This window comes from Achromobacter sp. Marseille-Q0513, from assembly GCF_018195695.1.
Lineage (GTDB): Bacteria > Pseudomonadota > Gammaproteobacteria > Burkholderiales > Burkholderiaceae_B > Achromobacter.
Map to the genome: position 1 here is coordinate 1 of NZ_JAGTJY010000128.1, position 17,684 is coordinate 17,684.

15 protein-coding genes are annotated in these 17,684 nt (G+C 67.0%); 2 read left to right on the plus strand and 13 right to left on the minus strand.

The genetic code is table 11. The annotated features are described in order from the left end of the window. Positions 1 to 223: 223 nt before the first annotated feature. The gene (locus KDH83_RS21645) at positions 224 to 844 is read right to left on the minus strand and encodes a hypothetical protein (protein ID WP_212319676.1); all 621 of its coding nucleotides are present in this window, start codon (positions 842 to 844) and stop codon (positions 224 to 226) included. 159 nt (positions 845 to 1,003) lie between these two features. On the opposite strand from KDH83_RS21645, the gene KDH83_RS21650 reads away from it, so the two are divergent. Then, a complete protein-coding gene (locus KDH83_RS21650; protein WP_249205262.1) occupies positions 1,004 to 1,663 on the plus strand; it encodes a WYL domain-containing protein in 660 nt (219 codons plus the stop codon). 771 nt (positions 1,664 to 2,434) lie between these two features. On the opposite strand, the gene KDH83_RS21655 is transcribed toward KDH83_RS21650, so the two are convergent. The 4 genes from KDH83_RS21655 to KDH83_RS21670 all read right to left on the minus strand — a co-directional run bounded on the left by KDH83_RS21655 (position 2,435) and on the right by KDH83_RS21670 (position 7,347). After that, entirely contained in the window at positions 2,435 to 3,280 is an 846-nt protein-coding gene (locus KDH83_RS21655) for an SAM-dependent methyltransferase (RefSeq protein WP_212319680.1), read from the minus strand. Between the two features lie 71 nt (positions 3,281 to 3,351). Beyond that, positions 3,352 to 5,742: a fimbria/pilus outer membrane usher protein gene (locus KDH83_RS21660; protein ID WP_212319682.1), complete on the minus strand. Its 2,391-nt coding sequence runs from the start codon at positions 5,740 to 5,742 to the stop codon at positions 3,352 to 3,354. An 83-nt stretch (positions 5,743 to 5,825) separates the two neighbouring features. Next, entirely contained in the window at positions 5,826 to 6,476 is a 651-nt protein-coding gene (locus KDH83_RS21665; protein WP_249205263.1) for a DUF1120 domain-containing protein, read from the minus strand. A 154-nt stretch (positions 6,477 to 6,630) separates the two neighbouring features. Continuing rightward, the gene (locus KDH83_RS21670; protein WP_212319684.1) at positions 6,631 to 7,347 is read right to left on the minus strand and encodes a fimbria/pilus chaperone family protein; all 717 of its coding nucleotides are present in this window, start codon (positions 7,345 to 7,347) and stop codon (positions 6,631 to 6,633) included. Positions 7,348 to 7,634: 287 nt separating this feature from the next. Here KDH83_RS21670 and KDH83_RS21675 point away from each other — a divergent pair, with 287 nt between their 5' ends. Then, complete coding sequence (locus tag KDH83_RS21675) at positions 7,635 to 8,000, plus strand: nuclear transport factor 2 family protein (RefSeq protein ID WP_249205264.1); 366 nt, start codon at positions 7,635 to 7,637, stop codon at positions 7,998 to 8,000. Positions 8,001 to 8,167: 167 nt separating this feature from the next. Here the strand turns inward: KDH83_RS21675 and KDH83_RS21680 are convergent, their stop codons facing one another. The 8 genes from KDH83_RS21680 to KDH83_RS21715 form a co-directional block, all read right to left on the minus strand. Next, entirely contained in the window at positions 8,168 to 9,340 is a 1,173-nt protein-coding gene (locus KDH83_RS21680; RefSeq protein WP_212319688.1) for a CMD domain protein, read from the minus strand. A 24-nt stretch (positions 9,341 to 9,364) separates the two neighbouring features. Continuing rightward, the gene (locus tag KDH83_RS21685) at positions 9,365 to 10,714 is read right to left on the minus strand and encodes an acyl-CoA thioesterase/bile acid-CoA:amino acid N-acyltransferase family protein (RefSeq protein ID WP_212319690.1); all 1,350 of its coding nucleotides are present in this window, start codon (positions 10,712 to 10,714) and stop codon (positions 9,365 to 9,367) included. A 10-nt stretch (positions 10,715 to 10,724) separates the two neighbouring features. After that, a complete protein-coding gene (locus KDH83_RS21690; protein WP_212319692.1) occupies positions 10,725 to 12,296 on the minus strand; it encodes an ABC transporter substrate-binding protein in 1,572 nt (523 codons plus the stop codon). Between the two features lie 59 nt (positions 12,297 to 12,355). Continuing rightward, complete coding sequence (locus tag KDH83_RS21695; protein WP_249205265.1) at positions 12,356 to 13,450, minus strand: oligopeptide/dipeptide ABC transporter ATP-binding protein; 1,095 nt, start codon at positions 13,448 to 13,450, stop codon at positions 12,356 to 12,358. Then, a complete protein-coding gene (locus tag KDH83_RS21700; RefSeq protein WP_212319694.1) occupies positions 13,447 to 14,472 on the minus strand; it encodes an ABC transporter ATP-binding protein in 1,026 nt (341 codons plus the stop codon). Before KDH83_RS21700 ends, KDH83_RS21695 begins: the two co-directional genes overlap by 4 nt. Continuing rightward, entirely contained in the window at positions 14,469 to 15,386 is a 918-nt protein-coding gene (locus tag KDH83_RS21705) for an ABC transporter permease (protein ID WP_212319696.1), read from the minus strand. Before KDH83_RS21705 ends, KDH83_RS21700 begins: the two co-directional genes overlap by 4 nt. Continuing rightward, complete coding sequence (locus KDH83_RS21710; RefSeq protein ID WP_212319698.1) at positions 15,383 to 16,357, minus strand: ABC transporter permease; 975 nt, start codon at positions 16,355 to 16,357, stop codon at positions 15,383 to 15,385. The genes KDH83_RS21705 and KDH83_RS21710 overlap by 4 nt, the downstream gene beginning before the upstream one ends. After that, a partial coding sequence (locus KDH83_RS21715) for an NAD(P)/FAD-dependent oxidoreductase (RefSeq protein WP_212319700.1) occupies positions 16,354 to 17,684 on the minus strand: 1,331 nt, incomplete at its 5' end. The genes KDH83_RS21715 and KDH83_RS21710, both read right to left, overlap by 4 nt.

Consider the following 17,684-nt stretch of genomic DNA (forward strand, 5'->3'; position numbering starts at 1 on the left):
AGGCCTTCTGTGTAATTCCTAAGCCCGCCTTGAACACGGAATTTCTGACACTCCCTGAACTCCTGGCGCAACCCGTAGCCTCGCACCAACGCGGCATAGCTGCGAGACGTGAAGACCAACTTCATGCTCATCGTCAACTCCCTTGATCATGACGTGAGCAGGCTTTCACTGGGTCGTTACAAGCGCACCAAGTCTGTTGATGCGCTATGGCCATATCCGTGGTCTATCCCACCCGATTCCAGAACTCCAGCTTCACGGATTCTGGCTCAATCAGATCAAGATAGTCCATGCATGCGGGATGAAACGGCCCTTGCCCCCATTTCCCACAAAGAGCACGTGCCTGTTCGGCACTGTCTGCCAAAACCACATCGGCGAAGAGATCACTATTCTCATCCCGGCGCATCAACATATGCGTGTGAAACCCTGGTTCACCGTGATACAGGGTTTCTGCCATCAGGCGAGCTGCATTGGTCAGCCTGTGCTCTTGGACGCCAGGGCGCAACCGGAACAGAGAGAATTCCATGCCTCCCACGCAATCCACACCACCGCCATACTTGAGCAACGGAGTTCCAAACAACGGCTGGCTATCTACCCGCATCAAGGAAAAATACGTTCGACAAACCTGGGACCCACTCATTCCCGCGATCGCAATATCGGCGGCCTCGCGCGATTTCCAGACAACCATATCGACGTATCGCCCTGCTGTCAGTGACAGCAGTTGACGTGACAAGTAGCCGTCCTGTCCTTGCAGAAACTGCTGCTGCACCATGGCGGCAGCAGTGAGCAATTCAGCCTCGGAAACGCCAGGATTCAGGCTGAACTCAGCCCACTCGACAACATGCATTCGGTTCTCTCCACTGTTTGGCAATGTGTGCAATGATCCAGGTATTGCTGCCAAACCATGTCAGCAAATCACCTTGTCGGCAATTCCATGACGCCTCGTTCTCTGCAAGTCCGCCTATCCCGTCTTGAGGCACTGTCCGATCGACTATCGGACGGAAGCATGCATGGGATCGCAGCCCTCGCAGAAGAATTCGGAGTCAGTCAGCGAACGCTGGCACGCGACCTCACACTGCTGCGCGAGCAAGGATGGGAGCTGGAAAGCTCATCAGGACGCGGGGGCGGTGTTCAGGTGGCACAGCGTTGGTCATCTGGCCGCATGACATTGCGCGGTGACGATGCCATGGAGCTGCTCATGGCATTGGCTCTTTCCGAAGCCTTGGGAATGTCCCCCGCCAAAAGGCATACGGAACTGCGACGCCAACTCGGGCGCTGTTTCGCGCCAGCAGATCGCGACGATATTGCCCGGCTACGCAAGCGCATCCGCGTGGCATCACCTGTGTCTAGCGAGATTCAAGTCTCGTTGCGGGGCGATGCGCAAGTCGCTCGAACGAGCATCTACGATGCATTCGCCAAACAATGGATGCTATCTATCCACTACATTGATAGCCACAATACAACCAGCGAACGCTTGATTGAGGCCCAGTGTTTACTGCTTGCCTGGCCTTTCTGGTATTTGCTGTCATGGGACACACAGCGCGAGGCAGTGCGAACCTTTCGGCTGGATCGCATTATTGAAGCACGCAAGATGAATCAGCGTTTCCAGCTTCGCCCGGCAAACCTGTTCTGGGCTGCGTGCAATGAAGTGGGCATCGTATTGTGAGACCAGGACGAACGAATGCGAGAGCCTTTCCGTATTTTTGTGGGCGAGGCGTTTTAAAAGTTGTTATCCCCGCAGCGCAGTAAACCGTTCGCCGAATAGGATATCGGACAGCTGCGCGCTGGCCTTTGCGGTCTTGGACGCAATAAGCAATCGAGCCAGCATCGGGTGGGGGCTGGCTCGAACAGGATGGATCGGTTTAGTGAATGGGCTTTTGTTCCATTGAGAAGCGAGCCCCCGGTAGCGGCTCATCAAGCGCAGCCCCCACAACATCCCCAATGTGATCGCATAGACTCTCAATTCCGCCAAGCAGATTGGACACAATCCACGGATCCAATGGCGGGGTTCCGGTGCTATCCGGCTCATTGGCACTATTCCCGACAATCCTGCTTATCGCCCAAATCCCCAGGCAAGCCCGTTCCACCTTCCGAATATCCGCAACCCGCACAACGCCAAACTCCGGATCATCCGGAGTGGCCCAGCGGTCAAGAGTCAAAGGGTGATCGTTCATCAGTCGCTCCAGTATTGACGCAATAGGAAGAGAGATGCCGCCATTGCAGCGGCCATGTCGTCCGTCTTTTCCAGCTGTCAACCTGGGCGATCCTTGTGGGACTGCGGAGCCAGTATCGGCTCCAGCGGGCACGGGAATCAAGCGTGATGGGTGCCAAATCGAGCACGCGACGGTCCCGTCCTGATCCCCGCACAAGCCAGCGCTCAAAAAACAAAAGAACCGCAAAGCGGTCCTTTACCCATTCAATCACAGCCCCCCCAGCCTCACCCCTCAGCCAGAAAAAACCGCTCCTTCAACTCCTGCAACCCAATCCGCTCCAGCATCTCCCGCAGCCGTTCCGCCGGCTTTCTTCTCGGCAGATCCTTGTACTGCGCGATGATCAGCTCGTTCTTCATCGAGTGCTCCCACCCGACCAGCTCGGTCACGCTGACCTGATACCCGTGCGCTTCCAGCTGCAAGCAGCGCAGCACATTGGTGATCTGGCTCCCGAACTCCCGCGTATGCAGCGGATGCCGCCAGATTTCCGCCAGCGGATCGGCCAGGGCCTTGGCCTTGTTCTTGCGCAACACCGACGCCACTTCCGCCTGGCAGCAGGGCACGACCACGATGTACCTGGCCTTTTTCTCCAGCGCGAAACGGATCGCGTCGTCGGTGGCGGTGTTGCAGGCGTGCAGGGCGGTGACCACGTCGATGGACGGGGGCAGTTTGTCGGAGGTGATGGATTCGGCCACCGACAGGTTCAGGAAGGACATGCCGCCAAAGCCCAGGCGCCGGGCCAGTTCTTCCGACGATTTCACCAGCTCTTCGCGGGTTTCGATGCCGTAGATGTGCGAGCCTTGCTGTTGCGCCTGGGGCTGTTCCTTGAAGAACAGGTCATGCAGGATGAAGCCCAGGTAAGACTTGCCCGCGCCGTGGTCGGCCAGGGTGACGGCGCCGCGTTGCGCCTGCACGTCTTTCAACAGCGGCTCGATGAACTGGAACAGGTGGTAGACCTGCTTGAGCTTGCGGCGGCTGTCCTGGTTCATCTTGCCGTCGCGGGTCAGGATGTGCAGGGCCTTGAGCAGTTCGATCGACTGGCCGGGGCGGATGTCGTGGTTTTTTTCAGGCATGGGGCAAGGCAATGCGCCCCGCTGGGAGTGGGGCGCGAGGGAAGGCGGAAAGCGTCAGTTTAACGAAAATGCTAGCGGCAGCGCGCCTGCGCGACTTCATACGCGCCGTCCGAGTCGAAGCGCTTCGGTACTTCGTAGGACACGACGCAGGGTCGGCTGCCGCCGATCCGGATGCGTTTGCCGATGTCTTCGTTGACCAACATGAAGTTGCCGTCGCCAACGATGGGCCCCAGGATCCTGCCGGCCTCGTTGTAGACGCTGGCGCCCAGCGGCACGGGGCGGCCTTCGGCGTCGCGGATGTCCAGCAGCAGTTGGCGCACCTGCATTGCGCCGATGCGGTTGACGGCGACGCTGCCGCGCGCCAGGCCGAGCTCCAGTTGGGTGGTGTCCAGGCGGATGTTGCGCGGCAGGTCGCGTGTGTCCAGGCGCAGCTTGGCCCGGGTGTAGGGCGCGATGCGGGGGATGACGGCGGTGCCGGCGTGGTTGGTGATGGCGCTGCCGCCGGGTGCTTGTATGCGCAGGCCTGATTGGCCGGGGACGCGGATCAAAGCGTAGGTGTCGCCGATGCGTTCGGACGAGGTGCCCAGCAGTCCCTCGGCATAGGCCAGGCCGCCAGCGGCGCTGAAGTAGGTGGAGCTGGTGCGGCTCGTGGTGCGCGAGGCGCCGGCGCCCAGTTGGGCGTAGGCGGTCCGGGTGTTGACCGAAGCGCCGTAGCGCCGGTCGCGGGCGTTGCCGCTGCGTTCCAGCGTGTAGCGCGAGTCGCGTCCGAAAGCGCCGATGTAGCTGGCGGTGGTTTCCAGGGTGTCTTGCGCGGTACGCTGTACGCTGCCCTGCAGGGTGCCCCGGCCCAGGGGCATGGACAGGTTCAGATAGACGGTAGATCCGGCGACGGGATTCGTCTGCCAGGACAGGCTGGCGTTGACGCGTCCGATCTTGCGGTTGAGGCTGAGCGTATGCGACAGGCCGGCGCCGGCATTGTCGTTGTGATAGCGGTTGCGGCTGGCGACGTAGGACAGGGCGCCCCAGCGCGGGTGCGCCCAGGACAGCGAGGCGCCCAACGATTGTCGCAGGCGCATAAGGTAGCGGCGCGCCTCGTAAGGTGCGAAGGCGGTGTCGGCGTCCAGGTAATTCCGGCCGCGCCGGAGCCAGGACAGCGAGACCGAAAGATTCGGATGAGGGTTGGCGCTGCCCTGCACGCTGAATTCCAGGCCCCGGCCGTGGCCGCGCGTGTCGGCATGGCGGATGCCCGCCGAGGCCCAGGCGCCGTTGTCCAGCGACAGGCGCGCCACCGTGGCCAGGCTGCGGTGGCCGCGCGACAGCAGCGCCGCATGCGCAAGGTGCAGCGCATCGCTAGCGTTGTGGGCGTATTCCGCCGTGAGCAGTTCGCTGGCCGGACGGGGGCCGGGGAGGTCGACCGCGGCGGGGTTGCGGTAGCGGCCCAGGCCCAGCGACCAGGAAGACGCCGGCCGCGCGCCGCCAGCGCCGATTTGGGCCGGTGCGCTGAAACGCTGGCGCTGCCCGTCCTCTTCGATGATGGTGACGTCGATATCGGCGCCGGCGTTCAGTCCGGGCACGTGTGACAGCGCGAACGGGCCGGGAGCTAGGATGCTGCGGTGGACCACGCGCCCGCGCTGGCGGATCTCCAGGGTGGCGCGGCTTCGGGCGATTCCCTGGATGGGAACGAGGAGCTCGCCGGTGGCGTTCTGGTTGTCATCGGCGCCGATCTGCGCGCCGCGCATCGGCAGTCCGCCGAACTGCGTGCCGAAGCCGTTGATCTGGCCAACCTGCAGCAGCGCTTTCCAGACGTGGATGGGGCGCTGCGCATAGGCTTCCTGCTGTTGGAAGCGACGGATGCCGTTCATGCGGGTCAGCACGCCACGGTTGCGCAGCGCCCAGTTGGCCAGGTTCAGGCCGGGTTCCAGCGTGGCCTGCAGGTAGTCGTAGCCGCCTTGCGGGGTGGCGATGCGCTGGCCGAATAGTTCGTAGTTGAACAGCAGGGCCGTGCCGCCGCGTTGATAGGCGCCTTTCCGACGCGCGGGGTCGAAGGCGCTGTCGGGCAGCGTGAGTTCGACGCGGTATTGGCCGGGATAGGCGTGCAGCCGCATGGCGGGCCAGCGCGCGGCCGCGTCGGCGCAGTCGGGCTGCGCCGGGTCGTGGCGCAGGCCCAGGCGCTCGAGCAGCGGCGGGTCGAAGCAGAGGCCGCCCTGGTCGTCGAACCGGGCTCGCACGCGCTGGCTGCGGCCCGCGTTGACGCGGATCCAGATCTCGTGCGTGCCGGGCAGGAAGCGCGGCGCCTTGCCGAAGTAGCGGGCCAGGTCTTCGGAATAGCCTCGGGCTTTCAGCGTTCGCGTGTCGAATTGCAGGGCGTCCTCGACGCGTGCATGGGCCTTGTCCATGGCGCTGGCGCGGCTGTCGGCACGGGCCGCCGAGGCCTGGAGGGCAAGCAGGGCCAGCGCCAGCAAGCAGGACGCCAGCGCATGAGGATGGACAGGGATTGCGCACACCGGCCCCGGCGGCGCGCGGCGGCGCGCGCGGAGCCTGGCGATCACAGCCCGAAGGCGAAGTTCAGCGTCAGCGAACCGTCCAGGGAGACTTCATCGGTGATGGGGCCGCCCATGGTGGTGGACCCTGCCAGCGTGGGCGTCACGGCCAGCGTGGCGGTGAATACCTTGCCGGCCTTCTGGGTATTGCTGCCGGCGGCCCAGCCGAGCTGGGCATTGGTGCCCAGGTAGACGGAGGGGCTGGCGGTGGACGAGGTGCCGGGCGTCGCGTACAGATAGGATGATTTGCCGTCCACCGCGCCGTCCTTCATCTGGACGGTGTAGTAGCCGATCTTGCCAGTCTCGTTGACGTTGCCCAGGCCGAAGTTGTTGACGCGGTCCAGGCTGGCGGTGCCGCTGCGGTTGTCGATGACGGTAAAGCCCAGGAAAGTCTGGGCGTCGCAGCTGACCGTCCAGCTTTTCTCCATGGAGTCCAGCGTGGTGGTCGCGGTGCCTGGCTTGATGAGCGACGAGGCAATGCGGCCGAAATCGTAGACGCCGTCGTTGGCGGTGCTGACGTTGCAGCCAGGTACGCCGATCGAGCCGCGCACGTAGAGTGAGGCGCTGGGCGCCGCGGCGTGGGCGGGCAGGGCGCCGAACAAGGAGGTTGCCAGCGCGCAGGCCAGCATCGTGCGATGAAAGTAGCGGTTTTTCATGGTTTCCGGGGATCGTGGGATTTGGGGTGCAAGGACGCGTAAGCGGGGACGCTCGACGGGGCCGTTGCTGCGGCGGGAATGGGGCGATGTCGATAGGGACGTTCAGGTCATGGCGGGCTCCTTGGCGCGGTTGAGGGCTGGCGTGATTGCGCGGTCATGGGCCGGCGCCCGAGACTGGCAGGGTGATGCCGGGCAGCGCCAGGCCGTAGCGGCTCAAAGGCACGATGCCGACGGCACGCGGACGCTGCTTGACAGGCACACGGCGCGTTTCTCCGGGCATGAGCCAGGCCTGGCCCAGGTTGGCTGGCGTGTCGCCGGGGCGCAGCCGCAGGTCGCGGCCCAGCCGGATCACGTGCTGGCCGGGGTTGCGCAGCACCAGCGCATCGCGGTCCAGCGACAGCTTCAGGTCTTGCCAAGGCGTGCGGGAAGGGGGCAGGGCCGCCGGCTGGATCAGGAACGCGATCTCCTGGCGCACAGGCATGATCAGCGTGCTGCCGCCGGTCTGCGGCGTGATGCCTTCGAACGAGACCTTCAGCATGACCTCGTGGCGCAGCGGCGGGCCCTGCTTCAGGATGAAATTCACCTGCTGGCTCTGGCCGGGATCGATGCGGGTGATGGGCGGGGCGATGAGGATCTTTCCGGCCATGGGCGGGCCGCCCAGGTCGTCGAGCCCGGTGAGCAGCAGCAAGGGGCGGTCGCCCTCGTTCGTGATGTTGAACGCGGTCTGGCCATCACGTTCCTGCAGGATGACGGTGGTGCTTTCGAGGGCGAAGCTGACGGCTTTGGCCGATGGCGGGAGGGCCAGGGCGGCGGCCAGCACGGTGGCGACGGTCAACAGGCGCGTCGCCGCGTGGCGGATAGCTATAGTCATGGGCGTAGCGGAGCGGAAGCCGGCCCGAGCGCCGCGCGCGGCAGGATGCCGGCGGCGGATTCGAACGCGGCCGGGCCGCTCGGGAGCAGCGGGAAGCGATCTACTACCGAGGACTTTGGCTGAGAGGAGCTGACCAATGAATAAGAAAATTCTTAATTCACTTGAGAGCTTTGTGACGGGCTTGCTGCTGGATAGGTGTTGTCGTAGCAGACGGCGCGCGCATGCCCCGGGCCGGTTGTCGCGGCGGTGGGCGAGCAGGATGTGCGGCGTTTCCAGGATGGGCTGCAATGCCTGATTTCACATCCGGTTTTGTTGAACAATCGAACGACATGCTCAAGACGGGCAATCCGGACAAGGTGGTGTCCATGTACGAGGACGATGCGGTGCTGCTGCCGACGATGTCCAACACGCCCCGGCTGACGCGGGATGCCAAGCGCGATTATTTCGTGCACTTCATGGAGAAGCATCCGGTGGGCAGCATCAACAGCCGGGCGGTGCGCATCGGTTGCAACGATGCCATCGCCAGCGGGCTGTACACCTTCAAGTTCGAAGACGGCCGTTCGGTGGCCGCGCGCTATACGTACACCTATGCGTGGAACGGCCAGGACTGGCGCATCACCAGCCATCATTCCTCGGCGATGCCGGAGCATTGAGCGGCGGATGGCGGCCGGCGGCGGCGCGCAGGCTTGCCAGCCTGCGCGCCGCCGTAGCGGTTTGGCATCCCGCCCCGGTCACGAGCGCGGTAGTCGACGTCCGGCGGCACGGCGCCGCACATTGCCGGATGGGACGCCCGGCGCGCAAGGCGCCGGAACCTGCATGATCAGGCCGCCGCGTAGACCGGCTCGCCCAGATTCAGCATCAAACGATTGGCCCAGGCGAAGATCGCGTCCGAATGCAGCAGGTCCAGGATCTCGCCGTCGTTCAGGCCGGCGTCCTTCAGGGCCTGGATGCTGTCGGCGTTGACCGATGCCGGTGCGTCGGTGAGCTGGATCGAGAACGCGCCGATGGCGAGCTCGCGCGCCGTGGTGCCGGCGGTGGCCGGGTTCTCGAACACCTGGGCGATCACGTCGTTGCGCTTGGCCAGCTGTTCGAAGCGCTGGGCGTGGACCGACGCGCAATACACGCAGCCATTCACCCGCGACACCACGGTCGCGCCCAGCTCGCGCTCGGCGCGCGACATGCCGCCGGGGGCGTACATGATGGCGTTGAAGGCGGTGGAGCGCTGGCGCAGGATCTCGGGCTGGTGCACCAGGAAGCGGTAGTAGTCCGAGACCTTGGCCTTGGGGTGGCTTTCTTCCAGGATGGCGATCTGTTCGGGCGTGGCCTGTTCCAGGTCGACTACGTCCAGCCAGGCCTTCCATTCCAGCGATTCATTGGTGAAGCCGTGCAGCCTGATGGCGTCGCCGGGCGCGGTGGCGGCGGTGTTGGCCGGATGCGGCGCGGGCGGCGTGACGGCGGCGCGGCCGGGACGGCTGGCCTGGGCCTGCATCGCCTTCAGGCCGGCCACCAGCCGCACCTGGTACGACAGGAAGGCGACCAGCTGCGACAGCGTGACCACGGCGGGCGTGGACACGCCGGCGGCGGGCAGGGTCTTGAGCGCGGCCTCGTCGCCCTCGACGGGCTTCTCGATTAGCTTGCGCGTGAATTCCAGGATGGCGGCCAGGCGCGGGTCGGCGGCGTCCGCCGGCTTGCCGGTTTCGGCGACCTGGATGTCGGCGGCGCTGGCGCCGGCGTCGGTTGCGCGCTGGCGGTAGTGCGCGGCCAGCTCGGGCGCGGGCGTCAGGCGCGCGGCATACAGCGCGACCAGCAGGCGCTCGGCCAGCGTCAGGCCGGGCAGGGCCGGGTCGAACAGCGCGTCGTAGCTGCCCTGCGTGGCGGCGGCGACCTTGTCGCGCTGGTGACGCACGGCGTAGGTGGCGGCGTCGGATTTCAGGCCGACGAGCTGGTCCACCAGATCCTGGGCGGCGTCGTAGACGATGGGTTGTTGTGCCATGGAATGAGTCTCCGAGTGTGTCGTTCAGCCGGTGCGGCCGGGCTGGTCGGTGGCGCCGGCGCGGGCTTGCGTCGCGGCGTCGCCGCGCGCCTGCACCGCCGCGTCCAGGAACGCCAGCACGCCTTCCCAGGATTCCTGGTCGGCGCGGGCGTTGTCCTTGGGATTGCCGCCGCTGGTGCTGATCTTGCCGGACACGGGGTGGGCATAGACCAGCTGGGTGGTGGGCACGTAGGGGAACAGGATGGAGTGGCCGCCGTTCTCGTAATCCAGCCACTGGACGGGGTAGGGATGGTCCACTTGCGTCAGCTTGTCCCGCACCATCTTCGAGTACAGGCTGGACGGCCAGGAGCCGTCGTCGGTGGCGGACAGCAGCATGACGGGGCCCTGGATGTCCTCGACCTTGATGCGGGCGCGGGCCACGGCGTCGGGGTCTTGCAGGGCGGTGAGGATGGCCTTCTCGTGGCGGTGCGGCGAGGGGCCTTCGTCGAACGGCGCCCAGGTGGCGGTGCGATTGTTTTCCCAGACGTGGGGCAGGGGCTTGCCGCCCAGGAGCCAGGTTGGGCCTTCGCGGCCGATCTTGGGGTCGCAGGCGTTCTGGCCGCTATGGACCACGGCGCCGGGCACGTAGGCGACCACGGCCGACACTTCCGTGGGGAAGGTGGCGCCCAGCAGCAGCACCAGCTCGCCGCCGCGCGACTGGCCGCTGATGGCGACGAAGTCGTGCTTGGGCTGCACTTTCTGGCGCAGCCAGCGCAGGCCGGTCTGGAAGTATTCCAGCGGGGTGTTGGAGATGTAGTCCGACAGGCCCGGCGCCTTGAAATAGGCCAGCGCGAAGGCAGCGTAGCCGCGCGAGGCATACAGCGCGGCGCGCGGTTCGTTGATGCCGCCGCCGGAACCGTTCAGGATCAGCACGGCGGGATGCGAGCCGGGCGTGGCGCCGGGCGGCAGGTACAGCGTGCCGACCAGGCCGTGCTCGCGCACGTCCTGGCGCGTGACGCCCTCGGCGGCCAGGCGCTGCGTGAACTGGCCCTGGACCTGGGCGCCGGCGGCGCGCGCGACGATCTCGGTGACCAGCGGCTCGGCGACGGGATGGTTGAAGTGCTCGCGGCTGGGCGAGTCCACGGGGGACTGCGACCAGATCAGGCCCATGGGCGAGACGCCGGCGTAGTCGCCCGAGACGGGCGCGTCGCGCGTCAGGTCCACGCTGCCGTCCTCGCCCGCGACGAAGGCGGCGTGGCTTTGCCACAGCAAGCCGTTGCGGCGGGTGAGCGCGGTGATCTCGACGGTCTGGCCGGGCGCGACGTGCTCGACGCGGATGGCGCGCGGCACGTCGATGAGCGCGTCGGCGGGCTGGATGCTCAGGGTGGGAACCATGGTGCCTGCCTTATTTGCCCGAGTCCTTGGTCACCATCATGGCGGCGGTGCGGTCGCTGGTCATGGGGGTGACTTTCAGGCCCTTCTTGGCGGCCCAGATGTTCTTGTAGTGGAACAGCGGGATGATGCCCACGTCGTCGGCCACCAGCTTGACCGAGTCGCGCAGGATGGCTTCACGCTTGGCCACGTCGAATTCCGAGGTGGATTGTTCCAGCGCGGCGTCGACCTTGGGGTTGCTGTAGTGGCCCCAGTTGGACGCGCCCAGGCCCTTCTTGGCATCGACGGTCGCCAGGATGTTGACCAGCGCGTAGCTGGCTTCGCCGGTGCCGTTGCCCCAGGCCAGCATGCTCATGGCGAACTCGTTCTTGTTGGCGCGGCCAGAGTACACGGCCCATGGCACCACTTCCACCTGCGTCTTCACGCCCACGCGGGTCCAGAACTGCGCCACCGCCTGGGCCGTTTCCGGGCCCTGCGGGTAGCGGTCGTTGGGCACGTGCATGGTCAGCTTGAAGCCGTCGGGAAAGCCCGCCTCGGCCAGCAGCTTCTTGGCCTGGGCCACGTCGTTGGGGATGTCCTTGACGTCGGGGTTGTAGCCGAAGGTGCCCTTGGGCATCCACTGGTTGGCCTCGGTGGCGGCGCCCTGCAGGATGCGGTCGGCGATGGCCTTGCGGTTGATGGCCAGGTTCAGCGCCTGGCGCACGCGCACGTCCAGCAGCGGGTTCTTGTCCAGCGGCTTGCCGGCGTTGTCGGTGATGTACGGGCTGGACGCGGGGTTGAAGCTGGGCTGCAGCAGCATGACGCGCAGGCCGTCGTAGGGATAGACCGAGACGTTGGGCGCCTTTTGCAGCTTGGCCAGGTCGGACACCGAGACCTTGTCGATCACGTCCACGTCGCCGGCCAGCAGCGCGGCGGTGCGGGCGGCGGCGTTGTTGATGTAGCGGTAGTTGACCTGGTCCCAGATCTGCTTGTCGCCCCAGTAGCCGTCGTTGCGCGCCATGATGACGCGGTCGCCGGGGGTGTAGGACACGAACTTGTAGGGGCCGGTGCCGACCATGGCCTTGCCCGAGTTGTAGTCCTCGGTGCTGGACTTCTCGCCCACGTGCTTGCTGACCACGTGCACCGAGGCCAGGTTCAGCGGCAGGTCGGGATTGGGCGCCTTGGTCTTGACGATCAGGGTCAGCGGGTCCTTGGCGCTCATCGAGTCGATGGTGCGCAGGTAGCCGGCGTAGGTGGCCACGCTGCCGGGCACGGCGCGGGCGCGGGTGTAGGAGTAGATCAGGTCGTCGGCCGTGAAGGGCGTGCCGTCCTGCCACTTCACGCCTTCGCGCAGCTTGAATTCCCAGGTCTTGTCGTCCAGCGGCTTCCAGCTGACGGCCAGGCCGGGCTGCAGCTTGTTCCACTTGTTCTCGATCAGCAGGTCCCAGAAGTGCAGGGCCACCGAGCGGTCGCCGGCGTGGTTGTTCAGCTGCGGATCCAGCGAGGACAGCGGGTCGGCGAAGCCGATGGACAGCTTGTCTGCCGAGGCGGCGGCGGATGCGCCCAGGAGGGCGGCGGCCAGGGTGGAGAGGATCAGGCGTTTCATGTTCGGGGTCCTTGGTGAGGGGGAACGGCAGGGGCTGGCGCCATGCCTGCCACTTGCGATCAGTGCATGTCGTTCAAATGACAGGCGGAATGGTGGTGGATGGCGATTCCCTTCAATGTGGGAACCTCGGTCTTGCAGCGCGGCATCGCATGCGGGCAGCGCGGATGGAAATGGCAGCCGTCGGGCGGGTTGAGCGGGCTGGGGATCTCGCCCTTGATGGCGGTGTAGACCTTGCGCCGCGACTTCAGGTCGGGGATTTCGGCCAGCAGCGCCTGGGTGTAGGGATGGTTGGGGCGCTGGAACACCTCTTCCACGGTGGCGGTCTCGACCACGCGGCCCAGGTACATGATGACCACGCGGTCCGACAGGTGCTCGACCACGCCCAGGTCGTGGCTGATGAACAGGTAGGTCAGGCCCAGGTCCTCGCGCAGGTCCATGAACAGGTTCAGGATCTGCGCCTGGATCGATACGTCCAGCGCGGCCACGGCCTCGTCGCAGACCAGCATGGACGGCTGCACCGCCAGCGCGCGGGCGATGCCGATGCGCTGGCGCTGGCCGCCGCTGAACTGGTGCGGATAGCGCTGGCGCAGGGCCGGGTCCAGGCCGGCGCGCTGCAGCTGGGCGCTGACGTAGTCGTCGAACTCGCCCCGGCCGACCAGGCCGTGGATGCGCGCGGCCTCGCCCACGATCTCGTCCACGCGCAGGCGCGGGTTGAGGCTGGCGTAGGGATCCTGGAAGATCATCTGGACTTTCAGGCGGGCCTGGTGCGCCTGGGCCGGCGTCATGTCGGCGGGGCGCAGGCCGTTGATGCGGACCTCGCCGCCGGACGGCGTGAGCAGGCCGGCCGCGACGCGGCCCAGCGTGGATTTGCCACAGCCGGACTCGCCGACCAGGCCGACCACTTCGCCGGGGCGCACGATCAGGTCCACGCCGTCCACGGCGCGGGTCACGGCGGGCGGCTTGGACAGGCCGGCGCGCTGCAGCAGGCGACCGGCGGCGCCCACGGGGCGTTCGCCGAAGCGCTTGCTGACGTTGCGCAGCTCGATCAGGGGCGTGGCGTCGCCTTGCGTCGCCGTGGCGTCCCGCGCGTCGCGCGCCGGGTTGGCCGTGGCGTCGCGCCGCGCTTCGTCCGTTTGGCGTTCGGTGCCGCTCATGCCGCCACCTCCCGGATCTGGATGGTGGGATGGAAGCAGCGCACGCGGTGGCCGGGCAGGGCCTCGCTGATGAGAGGCGTGCGGATACAGGCGGCGCTGGCGCGCGCGCAGCGCGTGGCGAAGGCGCAGCCCATGGGCAGGTTGAGCAGGTTGGGCGTCATGCCGGGAATCTGGCGCAGCCGCTGGCCGCGCCGGTTGTTGCTGGGCAGGCTGTCGATCAGGCCCACGGTATAGGGATGCTGCGGACGGTCCAGCACGTCGTCGACCGTGCCGTGCTCGACGATGCGGCCGGCGTACATCACGGCCACTTCGTCGGCCAGGCCGGCCACCACGGACAGGTCGTGGGTGATCCAGATCAGGCTGGTGCCGTGCTGCTGCGCGAGCTTCTGCACCTCGGACAGGATCTGCGCCTGGATGGTGACGTCCAGCGCCGTGGTGGGTTCGTCGGCGATGATCAGGTCCGGCCGGTGCAGCATGGCGATGGCGATGGCCACGCGCTGGCGCATGCCGCCGGACAGTTGATGCGGGTAGGCCAGCAGCCGTTCTTCGGGGCTGGGGATGCCCATCATGCCGAGCGTGTCGCGGGCCAGTTCGCGCGCCTGGGCGCGGCTGACCTTGCTGTGGGCGCGCACGGTCTCGATCATCTGCGCGTCCACCCGCAGCACGGGGTTCAGCGTCATCATCGGATCCTGGAAGATCATGGCGATGCGGTTGCCCTGCAGCTTGCGCAGCTCGCGCGGCGCTAGCTGGGTCAGGTCGCGGCCCTGGAACAGAACCTGTCCGCCGACCACGCGGCCCGGCGCGTCGACCAGCCCCATGATGGAAAAGCCGGTGACGGACTTGCCCGAGCCGGACTCGCCGACCAGGCCCAGGATCTTGCCGCGTTCCAGCGTGAAGGACACGCCGTCCACGGCGGGCAGCGTGCCTGCGCGGGTGAAGAAGTGGGTGCGCAGGTCGCGCACCTCCAGCGTCGCGGGCGCGGCGGCCGGGCGCGAGGCCGCGTCTTGGTGGGCGGCGCTCATTTGTGGTTCCTCGGGTTCAGTACGTCGCGCAGGCGGTCGCCCACCAGGTTGATCGCCACGATGGTGATCAGGAGCGCGATGCCGGGATAGAAGCTGATCCAGTATTCGCCGGACAGCATGGTCTGGAAGCCGTTCGAGATCAGCAGGCCCAGCGACGGCTCGGTCACCGGCACGCCCAGGCCCAGGAAGCTGAGCGTGGCTTCCAGCGTGATGGCGCGCGCGATTTGCAGCGTGCCGATGACGATCAGCGGCGGCAGGCAGTTGGGCAGGATGTGCTTCAACATGATGCGCCAGTCCGGAATGTCCAGGCAGCGGGCGGCTTCCACGTATTCGCGGCGGCGCTCGACCAGGGCCTGGCCGCGCGCGGTGCGCGCGTAGTAGGCCCATTCCAGGATCACCAGCGTCAGCACCACGTTGCCCACGCCCTTGCCCAGGTAGGCCAGGATCATCATGGCCACCAGGATGGACGGGAAGGACAGGATCAGGTCCACCAGCCGCATGATCAGCGCGTCGGTCTTGCCGCCGGCATAGGCGGCCAGCAGGCCCAACAGCGTGCCGACCACGCCGGCGATCAGCGCCGAGCCCACGCCCACCACCAGGCTGATGCGCAGGCCGTAGAGAATGCCCGACAGCAGGTCGCGGCCCTGGCCGTCGGTGCCCAGCCAGTAGTGGAAGGTGTCCAGGCCGTTCATGCTGCCCGGCGTCAGGCGCGCGTCCAGCACGTCGATCTGCAGCAGGTCATAGGGATCCTGCGGCGCGATCCAGGGCGCCAGCGCGGCGGCCAGGATCAGCAGCAGCGACACGGCCAGGCCGACGACGGCGGTCTTGGATGACAGGAACTCGGCCAGGTTGCGGCGCCAGGGGGATTCGCGGCGCAGGGCGGGCGTCGGGGTAGGTGTCGATGCCGCGCTCATGCCGAGGCCTCCAGCCGCACCCTCGGGTCCAGCACTTTATAAAGAATGTCCACGATCAGGTTCAGCGTGACGAACAGGCAGACCACCACGATCAGGTAGGCCACGATCACCGGGCGGTCCAGCGCGTTCAGGCTGTCCAGGATCAGCTTGCCGGCGCCGGGCCAGGCGAAGATGCTCTCGGTGACCACGGCGAAGGCGATGGTCGAGCCCAGCTCCAGGCCCAGCACCGTCACCAGCGGGATCATGGTGTTGCGCAGCACGTGCACGCCCACCACGCGAACCGGCGACAGGCCCTTGGCGCGGGCGAACTTGACGTAGTCCTGCGGCAGCACGTCGCGCACGCCGGCGCGCGTCAGGCGGATGACCAGCGAGATCTTGAACAGCGACAGGTTGAAGGCCGGCAGGATCAGGTGACGCCAGCCGTCGGCGGTCAGCCAGGACCACTGGAAGCCCAGGAACTCCACCGTTTGCCCGCGACCGCTGGCCGGCAGCCAGCCCAGCGACACGCTGAAGGTCATGATGAGCATCAGCGCGATCCAGAACGTGGGCAGCGAGAAGCCCACGATGCTGCCCGCCATGATCAGCTTGGAGAACCGGCTGTCCGGATACAGGCCGGCCAGGAGGCCCAGCGGCAGGCCGATGAGCACCGCCAGCAGCATGGCGGCGATGGCCAGCTCGAAGGTCGCCGGCAGGCGCTGGATCACCAGCTCCACGGCCGGGATGTTGTAGACGAAGCTGTTGCCCAGGTTGCCGTGCAGCGCGCCGTTCAGGAAGCTCAGGTATTGCTGCCACAGCGGCTGGTCCAGGCCCAGCTCGGCGATGATGCGGGCGCGGTCCACCTGGTCCACGTCCTGGCCGATCAGGATGTCCACGGGGTTGCCGATGGCGTGCAGGCCGACGAAGACGATCAGCGTCATCAGGAACACCACCACCGCGGCTTGCGCGATGCGGCGCAGGAGCCAGCCGGTCATTTGGCGGTCTCCGTGGCGGCGGTGGCGGGCGTCCATTCGTCGCCGAACACTTCCGGCTCGGAGAACGCTTCCATGTTGGCGTAGTGCGCGGCCACGTCCTCGCGGTAGAACAGCCCGGCGATGCCTTGCGCCAGGCGCTTGGCGCCCTCGCTGATGGCGGGGATGTCGCCCGACACCGTGCCGTGAGTCAGCGCGGCCGGGTACGAGAAGCAGTGCACGCGGTCCAGGCCGGGACAGGCGCCGGGCGTCTTTTCCTGCAGCTCGAAAGCGGGGCCCAGGTCGGGGGAGTCATGCAATTCCTGGTCCTCGTCGCCGGCGGCGGGCGTGTAGCGGTCGCCCCAGGCGCGCACATGCGGGGCCAGCGCGGCGAATTCCGGCCGCACGGTCCAGTCGATGCGAAAGCCCGTCGAGAAGATCAGGAAGTCCAGCGCGAACTCGCCCTTGGGCGTGGTCACGCGGATCTCGTCGTCGACCAGCGCCAGGTCCTGCACGCCGCAGCCCAGGTTGAAGCGGGCGTTCGGATGGCGCGACACGCGCAGCGTGCTGCCGCGCGGCGGTGGCACCTGGGCGGCGTTGATGTAGTGGCGGATCTTCCACTTCCAGTCGTCGGGCAGGTTCAGGTGGCCATGGGTCAGGCCGGGGTTGCCGGCGCCCTTGCCCTTGTTGATGCGCGGAATGTCGTCGCGGCGGATCAGCAGGTCGACGCTGGCGGCGCCGGCTTCCAGCGCGGTGGCCGCGCTGTCCATGGCGGACGCGCCCGCGCCCACCACGCCGACGCGCTTGCTGGCCAGCGTGGCGTAGTCCATCACGTCGGACGAGTGCGCCCAGCGCGCGCGCGGGAGCTTGTGCGCGAAGCCGGGCACGTAGGCGCCGCCCAGGCCGTCGCGGCCGGTGGCCAGCACCACGCGCCGCGCCAGCACCGCGTGGCGGCCGGCGGGGGATTCGATATCGAGCCGGACCAGGCCGTCGGCGCGCGGCAGCACGGCCAGCACGCGGTGTTCGTTGCGCACGTCCAGGCCCAGCACGCGGCGGTACCAGCGCAGGTAGTCCATCCATTGCAGGCGCGGGATCTTGTCCAGCGCGTCCCAGGCATCCAGCCCGAACTGGGCCTCGAACCAGGCGCGGAAGGTCAGCGCCGGCAGGCCCAGCGCGGGGCCGGTCAGCTGCTTGGGCGAGCGCAGCGTTTCCATGCGCGCGGTGGTGGCCCAGGGGCCTTCATAGCCTTCGGGCGACTGGTCGAAGATGGGCGCGTTCACGCCCAGGTGCGTCAGCGCGGCGGACGCGGCCAGGCCGGCCATGCCGCCGCCGATGACGGCCACGTCCAGCA